Source organism: Luteimonas yanweni (assembly GCF_039548475.1).
In the GTDB taxonomy this organism is placed as follows: domain Bacteria; phylum Pseudomonadota; class Gammaproteobacteria; order Xanthomonadales; family Xanthomonadaceae; genus Luteimonas.
In genome coordinates this window covers 113,940-132,051 of sequence record NZ_JBCLVC010000014.1, presented here as the reverse complement: position 1 = coordinate 132,051, position 18,112 = coordinate 113,940, and the positions used below count along the sequence as shown (strand labels likewise).

17 protein-coding genes are annotated in these 18,112 nt (G+C 68.7%); 9 read left to right on the top strand and 8 right to left on the bottom strand.

What is annotated here, in order from left to right; genetic code table 11:
* Nucleotides 1-43: 43 nt before the first annotated feature.
* The 6 genes from WCE39_RS10775 (at nucleotide 44) to WCE39_RS10750 (ending at nucleotide 5,957) form a co-directional block, all read left to right on the top strand.
* A complete protein-coding gene (locus WCE39_RS10775) occupies nucleotides 44-2,875 on the top strand; it encodes a monovalent cation/H+ antiporter subunit A (RefSeq protein WP_343276685.1) in 2,832 nt (943 codons plus the stop codon).
* The gene (locus WCE39_RS10770) at nucleotides 2,875-3,237 is read left to right on the top strand and encodes a Na+/H+ antiporter subunit C (RefSeq protein WP_343276684.1); all 363 of its coding nucleotides are present in this window, start codon (nucleotides 2,875-2,877) and stop codon (nucleotides 3,235-3,237) included. The genes WCE39_RS10775 and WCE39_RS10770 overlap by 1 nt, the downstream gene beginning before the upstream one ends.
* The gene (locus WCE39_RS10765; protein WP_343276683.1) at nucleotides 3,234-4,784 is read left to right on the top strand and encodes a monovalent cation/H+ antiporter subunit D; all 1,551 of its coding nucleotides are present in this window, start codon (nucleotides 3,234-3,236) and stop codon (nucleotides 4,782-4,784) included. Before WCE39_RS10770 ends, WCE39_RS10765 begins: the two co-directional genes overlap by 4 nt.
* The gene (locus tag WCE39_RS10760) at nucleotides 4,781-5,272 is read left to right on the top strand and encodes a Na+/H+ antiporter subunit E (protein ID WP_343276682.1); all 492 of its coding nucleotides are present in this window, start codon (nucleotides 4,781-4,783) and stop codon (nucleotides 5,270-5,272) included. The genes WCE39_RS10765 and WCE39_RS10760 overlap by 4 nt, the downstream gene beginning before the upstream one ends.
* 68 nt (nucleotides 5,273-5,340) lie before the next feature.
* A complete protein-coding gene (locus WCE39_RS10755; protein WP_343276973.1) occupies nucleotides 5,341-5,583 on the top strand; it encodes a K+/H+ antiporter subunit F in 243 nt (80 codons plus the stop codon).
* Nucleotides 5,580-5,957 (top strand): Na+/H+ antiporter subunit G, encoded by a 378-nt coding sequence (locus WCE39_RS10750; RefSeq protein WP_343254773.1) that lies wholly within the window; start codon nucleotides 5,580-5,582, stop codon nucleotides 5,955-5,957. Before WCE39_RS10755 ends, WCE39_RS10750 begins: the two co-directional genes overlap by 4 nt.
* Nucleotides 5,958-5,993: 36 nt before the next feature.
* Here the strand turns inward: WCE39_RS10750 and WCE39_RS10745 are convergent, their stop codons facing one another.
* The 3 genes from WCE39_RS10745 to hmgA form a co-directional block, all read right to left on the bottom strand.
* Nucleotides 5,994-6,947, bottom strand: a complete 954-nt coding sequence (locus WCE39_RS10745; RefSeq protein WP_343276681.1) for a sodium:calcium antiporter — start codon at nucleotides 6,945-6,947, stop codon at nucleotides 5,994-5,996.
* Nucleotides 6,948-7,040: 93 nt separating this feature from the next.
* On the bottom strand, nucleotides 7,041-7,664 hold the full coding sequence (locus WCE39_RS10740; RefSeq protein WP_343276680.1) for a lectin: 624 nt from the start codon (nucleotides 7,662-7,664) through the stop codon (nucleotides 7,041-7,043).
* 97 nt (nucleotides 7,665-7,761) lie between these two features.
* A complete protein-coding gene (gene hmgA / locus WCE39_RS10735; RefSeq protein ID WP_452299593.1) occupies nucleotides 7,762-9,060 on the bottom strand; it encodes a homogentisate 1,2-dioxygenase in 1,299 nt (432 codons plus the stop codon).
* Nucleotides 9,061-9,201: 141 nt separating this feature from the next.
* Here hmgA and WCE39_RS10730 point away from each other — a divergent pair, with 141 nt between their 5' ends.
* On the top strand, nucleotides 9,202-9,570 hold the full coding sequence (locus tag WCE39_RS10730) for a DUF5362 family protein (RefSeq protein WP_343276678.1): 369 nt from the start codon (nucleotides 9,202-9,204) through the stop codon (nucleotides 9,568-9,570).
* A gap of 239 nt (nucleotides 9,571-9,809) precedes the next feature.
* Here the strand turns inward: WCE39_RS10730 and hppD are convergent, their stop codons facing one another.
* A complete protein-coding gene (gene hppD / locus WCE39_RS10725; RefSeq protein WP_343276677.1) occupies nucleotides 9,810-10,907 on the bottom strand; it encodes a 4-hydroxyphenylpyruvate dioxygenase in 1,098 nt (365 codons plus the stop codon).
* Between the two features lie 77 nt (nucleotides 10,908-10,984).
* Here hppD and WCE39_RS10720 point away from each other — a divergent pair, with 77 nt between their 5' ends.
* The gene (locus WCE39_RS10720) at nucleotides 10,985-11,476 is read left to right on the top strand and encodes a MarR family winged helix-turn-helix transcriptional regulator (protein ID WP_343276676.1); all 492 of its coding nucleotides are present in this window, start codon (nucleotides 10,985-10,987) and stop codon (nucleotides 11,474-11,476) included.
* A gap of 13 nt (nucleotides 11,477-11,489) precedes the next feature.
* Entirely contained in the window at nucleotides 11,490-13,097 is a 1,608-nt protein-coding gene (locus WCE39_RS10715; RefSeq protein WP_343276675.1) for a tetratricopeptide repeat-containing sulfotransferase family protein, read from the top strand.
* Between the two features lie 75 nt (nucleotides 13,098-13,172).
* On the opposite strand, the gene WCE39_RS10710 is transcribed toward WCE39_RS10715, so the two are convergent.
* From WCE39_RS10710 to WCE39_RS10695, 4 genes are all read right to left on the bottom strand, one after another.
* On the bottom strand, nucleotides 13,173-14,744 hold the full coding sequence (locus WCE39_RS10710; protein WP_343276674.1) for a peptide MFS transporter: 1,572 nt from the start codon (nucleotides 14,742-14,744) through the stop codon (nucleotides 13,173-13,175).
* Nucleotides 14,745-14,845: 101 nt separating this feature from the next.
* A complete protein-coding gene (locus WCE39_RS10705; RefSeq protein WP_343276673.1) occupies nucleotides 14,846-16,426 on the bottom strand; it encodes an AbgT family transporter in 1,581 nt (526 codons plus the stop codon).
* A gap of 62 nt (nucleotides 16,427-16,488) precedes the next feature.
* Nucleotides 16,489-17,169 (bottom strand): energy-coupling factor ABC transporter permease, encoded by a 681-nt coding sequence (locus tag WCE39_RS10700; protein ID WP_343276672.1) that lies wholly within the window; start codon nucleotides 17,167-17,169, stop codon nucleotides 16,489-16,491.
* A 7-nt stretch (nucleotides 17,170-17,176) separates the two neighbouring features.
* A complete protein-coding gene (locus WCE39_RS10695) occupies nucleotides 17,177-18,049 on the bottom strand; it encodes a tryptophan 2,3-dioxygenase (protein ID WP_343276671.1) in 873 nt (290 codons plus the stop codon).
* Nucleotides 18,050-18,112: the final 63 nt, after the last annotated feature.

Below are 18,112 nucleotides of genomic sequence, written 5' to 3'. Positions count from 1 at the left end.
CCGTGCGGAGCGCGGTCTCCCCCATGCAAGACCAAGGACACCGATGCTCGAACTCATGCTGGCCCTGCCCTTCGTGCTGGCGCTGGTGCTCGCGATCCTGCGCGATGCACCGGCCCGCGCGGTCGCGTGGCTGGCGGGCCTGGCCCCGCTGCTCGCGCTGGCGGTGCTGGCCTGGCTGACGCCGGGGGTGATGGCCGGCGACATCCCGCGTGCCATGCACGAGTGGCTGCCGCAGGCCGGCCTCGCCTTCAGCCTGCGCCTGGACGGCCTGGGCTGGATGTTCTCGGCCATGGTCCTTGGCATCGGCGCGCTGGTGGTGCTGTACGCGCACTACTACCTTGGTCCGCAGGAAAAGACCCGGCGCTTCTTCTGCTTCCTGCTGCTGTTCATGGGCTCGATGCTGGGCATGGTGCTGTCGGGCAACCTGCTGCTGACCGTGGTGTTCTGGGAGCTCACCTCGATCAGTTCGTTCCTGCTGATCGGCTTCTGGTTCCACCGCGACGACGCCCGCGAGGGCGCGCGCATGGCGCTGACCATCACCGCAGCTGGCGGCCTGGCGCTGCTCGGCGGCGTGGTGCTGATCGGCCGCGTCGTAGGCAGCTACGAGCTCGATGCGGTGCTGGCCGCGGGCGACGCGATCCGCGCCCACGCGCTGTACCCGTGGATCCTGGGCCTGGTGCTGGCCGGCGTGTTCACCAAGAGCGCGCAGTTCCCGTTCCACTTCTGGCTGCCGCACGCGATGGCGGCGCCGACGCCGGTCTCGGCCTACCTGCACTCGGCGACGATGGTGAAGGCCGGCGTGTTCCTGCTGGCGCGGCTGCACCCGTCGCTGGCGGGCACCGACCTGTTCTTCTACACGGTCAGCATCGTCGGCGGGCTGACTTTGCTCATCGGCGCCTGGAACGCGATCTTCCAGCACGACATGAAGGGCGTGCTCGCGTATTCGACCATCTCGCACCTCGGCCTGATCACGCTGCTGCTCGGCCTGTCCACGCCGATGGCGGTGGTGGCGGCGATGTTCCACATCCTCAACCACGCCACGTTCAAGGCCTCGCTGTTCATGGCCGCGGGCATCGTCGACCACGAGACCGGGACCCGCGACATGCGCCGCCTGGGCGGGCTGCGCCGGATCATGCCCTATACCAGCGCACTGGCGATCATCGCCTCGCTGGCGATGGCCGGCATCCCGCTGCTCAACGGTTTCCTGTCCAAGGAAATGTTCTTCGCCCAAGCGCTCGAAATCGAGGGCCACGAGGAGATGCGCTGGTTCATCACCGCGGCCGCCTTCCTGTTCGCGACTTTCGGCGTCGCGTACAGCCTGCGCTTCGTCCATGACACCTTCCTCGGGCGCGGCCCGCGCGCGGTCGAGGGCGAAGTCCACGAGCCGCCGCGCTTCATGCAGGTGCCGGTGGCGATCCTGGTGGTGGCCTGCGTTGCGGTGGGCATGGCGCCGCAGTGGACGATCGGCCCCTTCCTGCAGACGGCGGCGCGCGGCGTGCTTGGCGACGCGCTGCCCGAATACAGCCTGGCAGTCTGGCACGGCATCAACACGCCGCTGCTGATGAGCCTGGGTGGCGTGGTCTGCGGCGTGCTGCTGTACCTGGGCCTGAACCGGGTGCTCGACCTGCACGCGATCGTGCGCCAGTCGCAGGGGCGCAAGCTGTTCCATCTCAACATCGAGGCGCTGTTCCGGCTCGGGCGTCGATTCACCCACACCATCGCCAACGGCAGCATGCAGCGCAGCCTGCTGTGGCTGGTGCTGGTGGCGATCGCCGCGGGCGCAGCGCCGTTCATCGCCGCCTGGGGCGACCCCGACGTGCCCACGGTGTTCGCCGGCCAGCCAATGGTGCGCCTGGCCTGGGTGCTGTGGCTGATGCTGGTGTGCTGCGCGTTCGGCACGCTGGCGCTGTACCGCCACCGCCTGTTGGCGGTGCTGGTGATGGGCGGCTGCGGCCTGGCGGTAAGCATGACCTTCGTGGCGCTGTCGGCGCCGGACCTCGCGCTCACCCAGCTGCTGGTGGAGCTGGTGACGGTGGCGCTGATGCTGCTGGGCCTGCACTACCTGCCCAAGGATTCGCCGCCACTGCGCTCCCTGCCGCGCCGCCTGCGCGATGGCGCGGTGGCGCTGGTTGCCGGTGCCGGCGCCGGCGGCCTGGCCTGGGCGATGATGACCCGGCCACCGTCGAACGGCGTCGCCGCGGAGATCACCGCCCGCGCCCTGCCCGAAGCCTGGGGCAGCAACATCGTCAACGTGATCCTGGTGGACTTCCGCGGCTTCGACACCCTGGGCGAGATCACCGTGTTCGGCATCGCCGGCCTGGTGGTGCACGCCATGCTGCGCCGCGCGCACATGGCGCCGGAAAAGGTGATGCCGGGGCCGCCGGTCAAGCTGCCGGTACCCGCCGACCTTGCACAGATGATGTTCCCGCTGACGCTGGTGGTGTCGATCTTCCTGTTCCTGCGCGGCCACAACTCGCCCGGCGGCGGCTTCATCGCCGGCCTGACGCTGGCGGTGCCCCTGCTGATCCAGTACGTGATCCAGGGCGCGGCCTCGGTGGAGTCGCGCTTCGGCTTCGACTACATCCGTGCCATCGGCCTCGGCCTGCTGATCGCGCTCTTCGGCGGCGCGGCGGCGATGCTGTTCGACGTGCCCTTCCTGTCCAGCGGCCACTACGACCTGGAGCTGCCGCTGCTGGGCACGATCCCCCTGGCCAGCGCGGCGGTCTTCGACCTCGGCGTCTACCTGGTCGTATTCGGAAGCACCATGCTGATCCTGTCGATGATGGGCACCGTCGAGTCCTCCAAGAAGATGATCGCCCATCGCGGCACGATCGATCCGGCCACCCGCTCCGCCACCACCGGGGAGGCCCTCTGATGGAACTGGCCATTGCCAGCGGTATCGCCGTGCTGGTGTTCGTCGGCGTGTACCTGGTCCTGCGCGCGCGCAGCTTCGACGTGATTCTGGGCCTCACTCTGCTGTCCTATGGCACCAACCTGCTGATCTTCTCCAGCGGCCGGCTCACCATCGGCAAGCCGCCGGTGCTGCAACCGGGCCTGGAGGCGACGCTGGCCAACCACACCGACCCGCTGCCGCAGGCGCTGGTGCTGACCGCGATCGTGATTTCGTTCGCGATGACCGCGGTCCTCATCGTGCTGGCGATGCGCAGCCGCGCCGACAACGACAGCGACCATGTCGATGCCGGCGATGTGCGCGACGACCGGGGGAACCGCGGATGAGCCAGCTGCCCGTCCTCCCGATCCTGCTGCCGCTGCTGGGTGGCGCGCTGTCGCTGTTCGTCGAGCACCGGCGCGTGGGCACCATCGTGCAGCGCTCGGTAGCGTGGACCTTCATGCTGGCCACCCTGGTGGCGTCGATCCTGCTGGTGTCCCGCGCCCACGAAGGTTCGGTGCTGGTCTACCTGCTTGGCGACTGGCCGGCGCGCATCGGCATCGCACTGATGGTCGACCGGCTCTCGGCGCTGATGGTGCTCACCACCTCGCTGCTGGGCGCGGCCTGCCTGCTGCACGCCTGTTCGGGCTGGGACCGGCGCGCGCCGCACTTCCACGCCCTGTTCCAGCTGCAGCTGATGGGCATCAATGGCGCCTTCCTCACCGGCGACATCTTCAACCTGTTCGTGTTCTTCGAGGTCATGCTGATCGCGTCCTACGGCCTGCTGCTGTCCGGTGGCCGCGGCGTGCGCATGAGCGCGGGCATGCACTACGTGGCGTTCAACATCGCCGCCTCGACCCTGTTCCTGATCGCGCTGGGCCTGGTCTACGGCGTGTTCGGCACGCTCAACATGGCCGAACTCGCCGCGCGCGTGGCCACGCTTCCGCCCGGCGACCTGAAGCTGGCCAAGGCCACCATCGGCCTGCTGCTGGTGGTGTTCTGCTCCAAGGCCGCGCTGATGCCGTTGTACCTGTGGCTGCCCGAGGCCTATACCCGTGCCCCGGCCGCGGTCGCGGCGCTGTTCGCGATCATGACCAAGGTCGGCATCTACGCCGTGCTGCGCGTGGGTTCACTGATGCTGGGCGAGGACGCGGGGCCGATGGCCGGCTACGGCTGGGACTGGATCCTGCCGGCGGCGGTCGGCGGGCTGGCGCTGGCCACGCTCGGCGTCCTCGCCGCGTCGCGCCTGCGGGTGCTGGTGGCCTACGTGGTCCTGGTTTCGGCAACCACGCTGTTCATCGCCTTCGGCCTGCGCACCGCCGGCACCATAGGCGCCGGCCTCTACTACCTGGTGCACAGCACCTTTGTCGCCGCGGCGCTGTTCCTGGTCGCCGACCTGGTCCGCCGCGGGCGCGGCGACGCCGGCGACGCGCTGCGCGCCTTCGCCCCCGCGCCCGGCGTGCGGATCATGGCGGGCGCCATGTTCATGGTCGGCGCGATCTCCGTCGCGGGCCTGCCTCCGCTGTCGGGCTTCATCGGCAAGACCCTGCTGTTGCAGGCGGTGCCCGAGGTCGACATCCAGTGGGCGTGGCCGGCGATCCTGGGCAGCAGCATGCTGGTGATCGTTGGACTGACGCGTGCCGGAACGCGCATCTTCTGGAAGCCCGCCGCGGCCCAGCTGTCGGCTGCCGGCGACGCCCCCCGCGAGGGGCGCGGGCGGCTACGGCTGCCCGAGACCATCGCGACCATGCTGCTGCTGTCCTACGGCGTCGCAATGGCGGTCGCTCCGGGCCCGGTGACGGCCTACACGCGCGCGACCGCCGAACAACTGCTCGCCCCGGCCACCTATGTCGACCAGGTGCGCGCCGCCATGCCGCAGCGGAGGCTGCCATGAACCCCCGCCGCTGGCTGCCCTCGCTGCCGCTCACCCTGTCCATCACCGTGTTCTGGCTGCTGATGGTGTCAGAGGTCAACGCCGCGCAGCTCACGCTCGCGCTGGCGCTGGGCCTGGTGATCCCGCTGTATGCCACCCGGATCGATCGCGAATTCGCGAACATCGGCAGCCTGCGCCCGCTGCCGAAGCTGCTCGTCGTGCTGCTCTGGGACATCCTGATGTGCAACGTGCGCGTGGCGCGGCAGGTGCTTGGCCGCGAGTCGCGGATCCATTCCGGCTTCATCTGGTACCCGCTGGACATCGGCAACATCCACGGCATTACCGCGCTGGCGTGCTGCATCACCCTGACCCCGGGCACGGTCACCGCCGCGCTGTCCCACGACCGCCGCTACCTGCTGGTGCACGTGCTGGACCTTGCCGACGAAGCCACGCTGGTGGCCGACATCAAGCACCGCTACGAATGCCCGCTGATGGAGATCTTCCCGTGAACCCTCCCGAACTCGCCGGCATCCAGGTCTTCGGCCACGGCCTGATCGACGTCGCCATCGGCGTGTCGATGTACGTGGTCGGCCTGGCGATGCTGCTGGCGCTGTGGCGGCTTCTGCGCGGCCCCACCGTGCCCGACCGCATTCTCGCCCTGGACACGCTCAACGTCACCGCCATCGCCGAGCTCATGCTGCTGGGCATGCACCTGAAGACCGCCATCTACTTCGAGGCGGCGCTGATCATCGCCATGCTCGGCTTCGTCAGCACGGTGGTGCTGAGCAAGTACGTGATGCGGAGGGACATCGTCGAATGAACGTCTTCTGGGAACTGCTGCTGGTCGCGCTGCTGCTCGTGGGCAGCTTCTTCATCCTGATGGGCGGGGTGGGCCTGGTGAAACTGTCGGAGTTCTTCCGGCGCCTGCACGCGCCCACCAAGGCCAGCACCCTGGGCGTGGGCTGCGTGCTGAGCGCATCGGTCGGCTATCACATGTTCGTGGGCAGCGACCCGCAGCCGCGCGAACTGCTGATCGTCGCCTTCCTGCTGATCACCGCGCCGATCAGCGCGCACCTGATGTCCAAGGCCGCACTGTCACTGCGGATGGACGAGTGGCCGCAGCTTCCGGGCAAGTCCGACGAGGACACCCATGTGCCACCGCGCCCGGACGGCAGCGACGACGAGGGCTTCTGAGCCCCGGCCCGTCGCACCGCCGCCGGCCCGGGCAACTCAGCCGAGCAGCGCGGCTTCCAGCACGAGCCAGGCGGCCAGCGCGGCCAGCAACATCCCGCCCTCGCCCCGGCTGACCGTGGTGTTGCCGCGCAGCAGCGGCACCAGCAGCAGCGCGAACAGGAAGGCCACCGGCAGCTCGAGGCGCACGAACGATGCCGGCACCGGAATGCTGCCGCCGACCGCCGCCATGCCTCCCAGCACCACCAGCAGGTTGAACAGGCTCGAGCCGATCACATGGCCGGCGACGATGTCGCCCTGGCCGCGACGCGCCGCCGCAACCGCGGCCGCGGCTTCCGGCAGCGCCGTGCCCACGGCGACCAGCACCAGGCCGGACAGCAGCGAGTCCATTCCCAGGGCGTGGCCGATGGTCGGCACATGGGCCACCACCCAGCCCGCGCCGAACCACAGCAGCACGGTGGCCAGGGCAACCCGGATGATGTTCAGGCCGACGCCACCGCGCGTGGCCGCGAACGCATCGATCTCCGCGCGCACCTCCGGCGACTCGTCATCGCCACGCATCGCGACGAAGGCCACGACGCCAACGAAAACCAGCAGCAGCACAACCCCTTCGATGCGAGAAAGCCCACCGTCCAGGCTGAGCCCGGCAATCGCCAGCGTGGACAGCAGCAGCACCGCGAGCAGCGGGGAAAGCGCCCGCCAGCGGATGACCAGCGGCGCTACCAGCGCTGCCAGCCCCAACGTCAGGCCGATGTTGACGATGTTGCTGCCGACCGCGTTGCCCAGCGCGAGCGCGCTGTCGCCGGACGCCACCGCGCGTGCATTGACCGCAAGCTCCGGCAACGACGTCGCCACCGCGACCAGCCCGAGTCCAACCGCGAAGCGCGGGATGCCCAGGCGCTCGCCCAGCCCCGCCGCGCCCTTGACCAGGGAGTCGCCACCGAGGGCCAGGAGCACCAGGCCCAGGACCGTGAAGCCTATTGCCTCGAACATCGCCTTGTCTCCGAGCCGCTCATTCCCATGGGGGCGGCCATGGCCGCGATTGCACAGCGGGTCTCGCGGCCGTGGCCACGCCCGCCTCCAGCATCAGCTGCAGCCTTCCACGTAGCCGACCTGCGGCACCATGCCGACGCGCCAGCTGCTCACGACGCCGTCGGCACCCAGCTCGAAGAACAGCCGCGACGGCAGCGCGCCGCCGTCCTCGGGGCTCATCAGCACCTTGCCCTTTTCAACGTACTTGTGCGGGGTAGATTGCAGCCGTTCGCCGTAGAGGCCCTGCAGGGTGGCCTCGTCCATGCCGACGCGGCCGCCGCCGGGAGCGGTGACTTCGGTCGACTCGACGCTGTAGCGCACGAACAGGTCGTCCTCGAACATGAAGGCCAGGTCGGCCGGCGTCGCCTGGCCTGCCGGGACCAGGTGGTGGCAGCTGGAGCCGTCGGCCGGCTCGCCAAGGGATTCGAGCGGGTTGCCGCTCCAGTCCGCGCGCGCCTCGTCCGCGGTCATGCCGAACTCCAGGTCCGCGTAACCGTCCATGCGTGAATCACCCGCGGCCGGAATCGCCGCGGCGGCCGCTGCGGGTTCGGTCACGGGCTCGATCGCCTCGATGGCGTCGGTGGCCGCGTCCACGCCGTTCTCGGCGCTGCGCTCGGCGTCGCAGGCGGCGAGCGCCAGGGTCAGGGTCAGCAGGACAACTGTGGGGGCACGACGCATGCGCTTGCTCCGGATGGCGATGGTCCAAGGCTACGACAAAACCATGCGCTGACGGCGTGGAGATCCCGCGAAGCGCTGACGCGCCCCGCGCCGTCGCTCAGCCGCCGGCCGGGAAGTGCCTGCGCAGCCCCGCCCAGCAGGCCTGGTAGCCGCGCTGGCGGTGCCCCGCCTCGAGCGCCTGCCGCGTCGGCCGGATCACGGCCCGGGTCTCGAACATGAAGGCCATGGTGTCGCTGATCACGTCCGGCTGCGACAGGTCGGCCGCCGAGGCCTTCTCGAAGGTCGCGGCATCGGGCCCGTGCCCGGTCATGCAGTTGTGCAGGCTGCAGCCGCCGGGCGCGAAGCCCTCGGCCTTGGCGTCGTAGGCGCCGTGCACCAGGCCCATGAACTCGCTGGCGATGTTGCGATGGAACCACGGCGGCCGGAACGTGTCCTGCTGCACCAGCCAGCGCGGCGGGAAAATCGCGAAGTCCATGTTGCTGGTGCCGGGCGTGTCGCTGGGCGAATGCAGCACCAGGAAGATCGACGGATCCGGATGGTCGTAGCTGATCGAGCCGATGGCGTTGAAGCGACGCAGGTCGTACTTGTACGGCGCGTAGTTGCCGTGCCAGGCGACCACGTCCAGCGGCGAATGGCCGATGCCGGCGCGCCACAGGTGGCCCTGGAACTTCGCGATGAGCTCGAAGTCGCCCTCGTCCTCTTCATACGTCGCGACCGGCGCGAGGAAATCGCGCGGGTTGGCGAGGCCGTTGGAGCCGATCGGGCCGAGGTCGGGCAGTTGCAACAGCGCGCCGAAGTTCTCGCAGACGTAGCCGCGCACGGTGCCGCCGTCGCGGTCGGCGTCCGGCAGCTCGACCCGGAAGCGCACGCCGCGCGGGATGACCGCGATCTCCTGCGGCTCCACCTCCAGCACGCCGAGCTCGGTGGCGATGCGCAGGCGACCCTGCTGCGGGACGATCAGCAGCTCGCCGTCGGCGCTGTAGAAGAAACGGCCGCGCATCGAAGCGTTGGCCGCGTACATGTGGATGCCGACGCCCGTGCCTGCGCGCGAACCACCGTTGCCGGCCATGGTGAACAGGCCATCGACGAAGTCGACCCGGGTCCCGTCGGCCGGCATCGGCAGCGGATCCCAGCGCAGCTGGTCCGGCGTCACCGGCCCATCGCCGAAATCCTCGTGCAGGCGCGGCTGCGCATACGGCTGGAAGCTGCCGTGCATCGCCGCCGGACGGATCCGGTACAGCCAGCTGCGGCGGTTGGCATGGCGCGGCGCGGTGAACGCCGTGCCCGTGAGCTGTTCGGCATAAAGACCGTGCCCCACCTTCTGCGGCGAATTGCGCCCTTCAGGCAGCGCCCCGGCCACCGCCTCGGTGGCGAACTCGTTGCCGAAGCCGGACATATAGCGGCTGGAAGCGGCAGTGCGGTCGGACATGTTGGGTTCCTCGGTCGCAGGGATTGGCGGGTCCGCGTCGAATCGCGAATAATCGCCCTGCGCCGCCATCAGGCGGCGCGTTCACTCCAGGGGAAGGGGAATACACCGATGCAAACGTCACTCGACGACGTGCGGGCGATCATGCGCCCGCTCACCGACGGCAAGCTGTGGATGAAGCTGCTTGGCGTCATGCTGATCATCAGCGGCGCCCTCCAGGTACTGACCATCGTCGGCATCCTGTGGTGCTGGCTGCCGATCTGGCTGGGCGTGCTGCTGTTCCAGTCGGCAAGCGCCGCGGAGCAGGCTTCCAGCTCCGGCGATGTTGTGCTGGCCACTCGTGCCACCGACAAGCTGCGTCTGTTCTTCATGATCCAGGGCATCCTGATGCTGATCGGCCTGCTGGCGGTTGGCGCGATGTTCGCGCTGGGCGGCTTCGCCATGCTCGCCGGCCTCGCCGGCGCTACCGGAAATTACTGATCCAACCGCCCGCCGCATCCGTGCGGCGGGCGGGTTTGTGTACGGAAAAGCTTTTTTGCCACGGATTCGCGCGGATCACACGGATTCAGCCGAGGCACTCATGCCGCGGTTGCGCGGGGATGGTTCGGATCAAGGCAAAGTGCAACTCATGCCTTTGCTTGATCCGCGTAAATCCGCGTGATCCGCGTCATCCGTGGTAAAGCGAAGCGTGCTCTTCCTGCCAAACCCGAGCGCGCCTCTTACAGCACCCCGCGCTCCATCTGGTCCCGCTCGATCGACTCGAACAGCGCCTGGAAGTTGCCTTCGCCAAAGCCCTCGTTGCCCTTGCGCTGGATGATCTCGAAGAAGATCGGCCCGAACGCGTTCTTGCCGAAGATCTGCAGCAGCTTGCGCTGCTTGGTCTCCGGATCGGCATCGATCAGGATCGCGTTGCGACGCAACCGCTCGACGTCCTCGCCATGGTCCGGCACGCGCTGGTCGATCACGTCGAAGTAGGTGGCCGGCGTGTCGAGGAAGGCGACCCCCGCTTCGCGCATCTTCTCCACCGATTCGTAGATGTCGTCGGTGAACAGCGCGATGTGCTGGATGCCCTCGCCCTTGTAGTCGCGCAGGTATTCGTTGATCTGGCTCTTCTCGTCGGAGGACTCGTTGAGCGGAATGCGCACCACGCCGTCGGGCGCGGTCATCGCCTTCGACAGCAGGCCGGTCTTCGAGCCCTTGATGTCGAAGTAGCGGATCTCGCGGAAGTTGAACAGCTTCTCGTAGTAGTCCGACCACTTCTGCATGTTGCCCAGGAACAGGTTGTGCGTGAGGTGGTCGATGAAGGTCAGGCCGAAGCCCTTGGGGTGCTGGTCGACGCCCGGCAGCGGCTCATAGTCGGCGTACACATCGGCGCTGGTGTCGTCGATCAGGTACAGCATGCAGTCGCCGATGCCCTTGATCGCGGGGAAGTCCACGGCGCCGGTCTCGGGCTTGAAGTCGGCCTTCTCGCCGCCGTTGGCAAGCACGTGCTCCAGCACTTCGGCGGCCGGGGTCTTGAAGCGGATCGCGAAGCCACAGGCCGAAGGACCGTGCCTGGCGGCGAAGTCGGAGGCGAAGGAATCGGGCTCCTCGTTGAGCAGGAAGTTGATCGTGCCCTGGCGGTACAGGGTGATCGCACGGCTGCGGTGCTTCGCAACGGCGGTGAAGCCGAGCTGCTCCAGGTACGTGCGCATCGCGTCGGCACGACCCGCAGGCGCGGCGAACTCGACGAACTCGAAGCCGTTGATGCCCATCGGGTTTTCAAAGGTGGTGACCTGCATGCCGAGGTTCGGCTGGGCCTGGGTCTGGGCGCTCATGGCGGCTCCTGGGAGTGGACGGGAGGGATGCGTTGTTATAGTTTCATGTGAAACCAGTTGCAAGGCGCAGCGCAGCAATGTCCCAGCCTCCCGATAAGAAAAGCCCTTTCGGCGCCGACGGCGACGCCGCCCGTGACGCGGCCCTCGACCTCGAGCGCTTCGTGCCCTACCAGCTCAGCCTGCTGTCCAACGTCGTCAGCCAGGAGATCGCACAGGCCTACGGCGAACGCTTCGGCCTGGCGGTCACCGAGTGGCGGATCATCGCCGTGCTCGGCCGCTTCCCGAGGCTCTCGGCGGCGGGCGTGGCCGAGCGCAGCGCGATGGACAAGGTGGCGGTCAGCCGCGCGGTGGCACGCTTGCTCGAACGCGGCCTGCTGCACCGGGAAATGCACGATGACGACCGCCGGCGCTCGGTGCTGGAGCTCAGCGAAGCCGGGCGCGAGGTGTATTCGCAGGTCGCTCCGCTGGCCCTGGCATACGAACAAGAGTTGTTGTCGCCGCTGAGCGGGGATGAACGCGTGCAGTTTTCGCGCATGCTCGACAAACTCGGCGAACGCTACGGGCTTTGATCCACTGACCACGATGCCAGCAGACGCCGGTTCCGACCACGCAGCCACTGCCGGGCCCGACGCCTTCCGGCGGGCCAATGCCCTGGCCGAAGCACGCGACTGGGATGCCGCCGGAGCGGCGTACGCACTGCTGGCCGAAGCCGCGCCTGACGATGCAGCGGCCTGGATCGGACTGGCCAAATCGCGCGGTCGCGGCGGCCACTACCGTGACATGCACGCGGCGACCATGCGCGCGCACGCCGCTGGCGCGGGCAACTGGCCGCATGCGCTTGCCCTGGCGCGCCTGCTGCGCGAACTGCATGAAACCCGGACATTGGCCGAACTCTCGTCCAGGCTGGCGGAACGCGCCGCCGAGGCCACCGTCGACGACATGGTGGCCCTGGCCGACCTGCTCGGCGACGAGGATCTGCACGACCAGGGGCTGGCCTGGCTCGACCGCGCCGTGCAGCGCGAATCCACCCACGCCCCCGCGCGCTATGTTCGCGGCAGCACGCGCCTGTTCCTGGGCGACATGGCCGGCGCCCGCGACGACCTGGAACACGCGATCGCCGCGTCGCCGCACTTCGCCCACGCCCACCGCCGCCTGTCGCAGCTGCGTGCCGAGGATCGCGATGGCGCCCGTGTGCGTATCGACCGCCTGCGCGCCGAGCGCGACCGCGTAGCGCCGGGCAGCGAGCACGACATCCACTTCAGCCATGCCCTGTTCGACGAGCTGCACGACCTCGGCGAGCACGACGCCGCCTGGGAGGCGCTGGCCCGCGGCGCTGCCGCCAAGCGCGCCAGCCTTCGCTACGACCCGGCCGACGATGCCCGCCTGTTCGAAGCCATCCGCGCACGCTGCGACCTTGGTTTCGCATCGGGCCCGGGCCATCGCAGCGAAGCCGGGGCGCCGCGCCCGCTGTTCATCGTCGGCATGTTCCGCTCCGGCACCACCCTGCTCGAACGCATGCTGGGCGGACACACCGCCATCGCCGAAGGCGGCGAGAGCATGGGGTTTACCGCCGCGGTGCGCCACGCCGTGGACCATCGCGCGCGCGGCGTGATCGATATCGAAACGCTGCGCCGCGCCGACGGCGCCGACTGGCCCGCGCTGGGTGCGGCGTTCATCGCCGCCAACGGCTGGCGCGCGCAGGGGCGCGCATGGTGGACGGAAAAGCTGCCGACCAATGCCCTGCTGCTGGGACTGGTGGCGCGCGCGCTGCCCGACGCGCGCTTCGTGCATGCGTGGCGGCCACCGATGGACGTGTGCTTCTCCAACCTGCGCATGCTTTATGGCGGCTTTGCACCGTGGTCCTACGACCAGCGCGAGCTGGCCGCCTGGCACCAGGACCACGCCGCACTGATGGCGCACTGGCGCGCGGTGCTTGGCGAGCGCCTGTTGGACGTCGCACACGCGGACCTGGTGCGCGACCCCGCGCACGAGCTGGAACGCGTGCTTGCGCACTGCGGGCTCGCCTTCCAGCCCGAAGTGCTCCTGCCCGAACGCGACGGCGGTGCGATCTCGACCGCCAGCGCGGCCCAGGTGCGCGGTGGCATCCGCGCGCCGCGTCAGCCGGACTGGTGGCCCTATCGCGAGCACCTGGGACCACTGGCCTCCGGACTCGGCATCCAGCTGGACTGAAGGCAGGCCGGGGAAAAAAAAGCCGCGCCCCGAAGGGCGCGGCGCAGCATGCAGTTGCCTGTCGGAGCGTATCGCCTAGCGACGCTCCTCGGTGATATCCACCCCTGCGGCGGTGGGCTCGCCGAGTTCGTTCTGCCCTGCCAGATCGTCGTCGCGCAGGGTGTCGAGGTGCATCAGCTTCTTCACCAGCGGCGCGATCAACAGCATCACGATGCCCACGCCCACCGCCAGCCAGCCGACGTTGGAGTAGACCTCCAGCACCTTCTCCGGGCCCGCGCCCTCGCCGCCGGTAGCGGCGGAGATCAGGCCCGCGGCGAAGTTGCCGGTGGCCGAGGCGAAGAACCAGGTGCCCATGATCAGGCTGGCCATGTGCGCCGGCGTCAGCCGGTTCATCGCCGACAGGCCGACCGGCGACAGGCACAGCTCGCCAAGGGTGTGGATCAGGTAGATCACGAAGATGAAGATCACCGGCGTCGCGCCCACGGTCGACGCATTCGCGCCGGCGACCAGGGCCAGGAAGCCCGCGCCCACCAGCACCACGCCGATTGCGAACTTGGCCGGGGTCGATGGCTCCAGGCCGCGCCTGGCCAGCGCCAGCCACATCATCGCGAACAGCGGCGCCAGGCAGACGATGTAGATCGAGTTCAGCGACTGGAACATCGAGGCCGGGACTTCCCAGCCGAGGATGTTGCGGTCGACCGAGCGGTCGGTGAACAGGTTCAGCGACGCACCGGCCTGCTCGAACAGCGCCCAGAACAGGATCGAGCCGATGATCAGGTACATCGCGGCGAAGATGCGGTTGCGCTCTTCGCGCTGCATCGAGAACACCGCCTTGTACAGCACGTAGCAGACCAGGATCAGGCCCGCGCCACCCAGCAGGAAGCCGACCAGCTTCTGGTGCTGGATCATCCACCACACCAGGCCCACGGTCAGGAAGCTGAGCGCGTAGAGCAGCCACTCGAAGCGGATGCCGAACATCGGCGCCGCAAGCCGCTGCGGATCGCGCGGCTCGCCGCGCCCCATCAGCATCGGCTTGCCGATGATGAACACCACCAGGCCCAACAGCATGCCGACGCCGGCGGCACCGAAGCCGTACTTCCAGCCGTAGGTCTGGCCGAGGTAGCCGGCGATCAGCGAACCGAGCATCGCGCCCAGGTTGATGCCCATGTAGAAGATCGTGTATGCCGGGTCGCGCCGGATGTCGGTGCGCGGGTACAGCTGGCCGACCATCACCGAGATGTTGGCCTTGAGGAAGCCCGATCCGACGATGATGAAGGACAGCGCCAACCAGAAGATGTTGATCTCGGCCGCGCCCTGGCCACCGGTGCCTTCGAACGCCATCAGGAAATGGCCGAAGGTCAGCAGCACGGCGCCGAACAGCACAGCCTTGCGCTGCCCGAGGTAACGGTCTGCGAGGTAGCCGCCCACGACCGGTGCGATGTACACCAGCGCGGTGTAGGCGCCGTAGATCACCGAGGCCTCGCCGTCCGAGAACATCCAGTGCTGGACGAGGTAGAAGATCAGCAGCGCGCGCATGCCGTAGTAGGAGAAGCGCTCCCACATCTCGGCGAAGAACAGCACGAACAGGCCGCGCGGATGGCCGAGGATGGTCTTCTTTTCCTCGGCTGCGTAGGGATTCGGGGTCACTCGCTACTCCTGGCTGATTGGGTCCGGCGCGCTGGCCGACCGGTTAACTTAGCGTGATGCCGCCGCCAAGGGGAAGTGCGGGGCCCGTGCCGCAGATGTTGTCAGCCCGGGTAGCCGTAGCTCGAGCCCACGCCCAGCGGCAGGCCCAACGCCCAGAATCCGACCAGGAACAGGCTCCAGGTGACCAGCAGGGTGAGCGAAAACGGCAGCATCAGCGCCAGCAGCGTGCCGACGCCGGCCGACTTCACGTACTTCTGGCAGAACACCACGATCAGCGGGAAATACGGCATCAGCGGCGTGATGATGTTGGTGCTCGAATCGCCGACGCGGTAGGCGGCCTGGGTCAGGTCGGGCGAGATCCCCAGCTGCATCATCATCGGCACCATGATCGCGCCGATCAGCGCCCACTTGGCCGACGCCGAGCCGATCAGCAGGTTCACCGTCCCCGAAAGCAGCACGATGCCGATCACCATCAGCGACATGTGCAGGCCCATCGACTGCAGCGAGTTGGCGCCCTTGATCGCCAGCAGCACGCCAAGGTTGGACTGGCTGAATGCGTAGATGAACTGCGCCGCGAAGAAGGCCATGACGATGTAGTAGCCCATGCCGCTCATCGACTTGCTCATGCCCTGGACGATGTCGCGATGGCTGCCGACCGTTCCCGACACGTAGCCGTAGACCACGCCCGGAATCAGGAAGAACAGGAAGATCAGGGCCACGATCGACTGCATCAGCGGTGCGCTGAATGCGAGCAACGGATGGGTCGAGGCCGGCAGCGTGGCCGGGTCCGCGGCCCACGGCGTCCCCGCCGGCAGCAGGCTCAGCACGAACAGGACCACCGCCACGCCCATGGCCGCGAGCGCGCTCCATAGGGCGCGCTTCTCGACGGGCGTCAGCGGATCCATGGTCGGCATGTCACCGCTGTCACCGTCGACGACCGTGGCCTGCAGGCGCGGCTCGATGACGCGATCGGTCAGGAACCAGCCGACCAGCACCACCAGGAAGGTCGAAGCGGTGGTGAAGAAGTAGTTGTTCATCGGATTGACCAGGGCCTCGGGCGCGATGATGCGCGCGGCCTCCTGGGTCAGACCGGCCAGCATCGGGTCGAGGCTGGACGGCACGAAGAACGTCGCGGAGAAGCCGCCCGACACGCCTGCGAAGGCCGCCGCGATGCCGGCCAAAGGATGGCGCCCGGCCGCATAGAAGATCACCGCGCCGAGCGGGATCACCAGCACGTAGCCCGCATCCACCGCGACGTGGCTGAGGATGCCCACGCCGATCAGCGCGGGCGTCAGCAGCATCTTCGGGGTCACGCCGAGGATCGCGCGCAGCACCGCATTGATGAAACCGGTGTGCTCGGCCACGCCCAGGCCCAGCATGGCCACCAGCACCACGCCCAGCGGCGCGAAGTTCACGAAGGTCGACACCATCGTGGCCATGAACGCGGTCAGGCTGGCCCCGGAGAGCAGGTTCCGGATCACCACCGGATCGCCGCTGCGCGGATCGATCTCGCTGAAGCTGACGCCGGAAAGCAGCGCCGAGATCGCCCAGGTCGCCAGCATCAGGATCAGGAACAGGATCGCCGGATCCGGAAGCCGGTTGCCGACGCGCTCGATGGCGTCGAGGGCGCGCGAAACGACGCCGCGCGACGCATCGGCGCGCTCCGGTGCTGGCTGGTTCATGCGGGAGTCCCCCTTGGAATCAGTGGCGGATCCTAGCAGGCGGACCGACGGCAGGCTCCCGCCTACATCGGCCGCCCCGGTCCCAGGTAGAGGCGGTCGTCGAAGCTCGCGCACCACTGCGGGCGATAGACCACCAGCAGGACCATGATCCCGCCGCTCAGGAAGGCTTCGCCGAACATCAAGAGCGGCGTCGCCACCAGGTAGGCCGCCGCTGCGCCGCCGAAGGATGCTTCCGGCACGCCGAGCGCCGCCGCGATCGCGGCCTTCAGCATCGACGAGGCCGCCATCGCCAGCGCGCCCGCGCCGAACGCGTTGACCATGACGTAGGTGAAGATGTTCGCCGGCACCCAGCGCGCTGCCGCGACGCCGACCGCCAGGGTCACGGCCACCGGCAACGCGCCGGACAGCAGGAAATCGGCGGGCCAGCTGGACTGCCAGCCTGCGCCGAGTACGACCCCCGCCAGGCTTGCCAGGGCCATGATCCAGCATGCGACCCGGCCGCCGAACATCAGCGCGAGCACGGTGGCGCCGAGGAAATGCAGCACCACGCCCTGCAGCGCCGCGGTGTTGAACCAGCGCAGCGCCATCGCGGCCAGCGTGGCCGCCAGCAACACGCGGCGCGCTTCGCCGCCGGCGCGGACGCGCTCCAGCACGCTGCGGCGCGCGCACGCCGCCAGCACCGCCAGCGCCAGCGCCCAGGCCAGCGGCGTGGCCCAGGCGGGGAGTCCGGCGCTGGCCTCCATCAGCCGCTCAGTAGGCGCTGTCGGGCGCGCCGCCGATGCGCGTGCGCACCTCGAACAGCTCCGGGAAGAAGGTCAGGTCCAGCGCCTGCTTCAGGAAGCCCACGCCGCTGGAGCCGCCGGTGCCGCGCTTGAAGCCGATGATCCGCATCACCGTGCGCATGTGGCGGAAGCGCCAGAGCTGGAACTCGGTTTCCAGGTCCACCAGGTCCTCGCAGAGGTGGTAGGCCTCCCAGTGCGATGCGGTGTCCCGGTAGATGCGCTCGAAGACCGGCATCAGCTCTTCGTCCATCACGTGCGGCCGGGTCCAGTCGCGTTCCAGGTGGCGCGCGGGCACCGCATGGCCGGTGCGCGCAAGGTGGCGCAGGGCTTCGTCATACAGGCTGGGTGCCTCGAGCGCGCCGCGCAGCATCGCCTCGGCCGCCGGGTCATGGGCGAAGACCTTGAGCATGCCGGCGTTCTTGTTGCCGAGCAGGAATTCCACCGTGCGGTACTGGGCCGACTGGAATCCCGAGGACGGCCCCAGCAGGTCGCGGAACTCGGCGTATTCGGAGGGCGTGAGCGTTTCCAGCACCGACCACATCGCGGTCAGCTGGCGCAGCACGGCCTTGCAGCGCGCGAAGATCTTCTGGCACGGATCGAGCCGGCCTGCCCGCAGGTGGCCGACCGCCGCCTGCAGCTCGTGGACCAGCAGCTTCAACCAAAGCTCCGAGACCTGGTGCTGGATGATGAACAGCATCTCGTCGTGGTGCGGCGGGTCGGTCACCGGCTGCTGCGCCGACAGCAGCCGGTCCAGACGCAGGTAGCCGCCGTAGGTCATGCGGCCGGAAAGCTCGGTGTGGATGCCGGCCTCAAGCGCGCGTTCGTTGTGTTCGATGCTCATGCGCAAAGGGTAGCTCAGGCCCGTCCCATGGCGGGGGATGGCCGAGCCCGGGTGCGTCACACA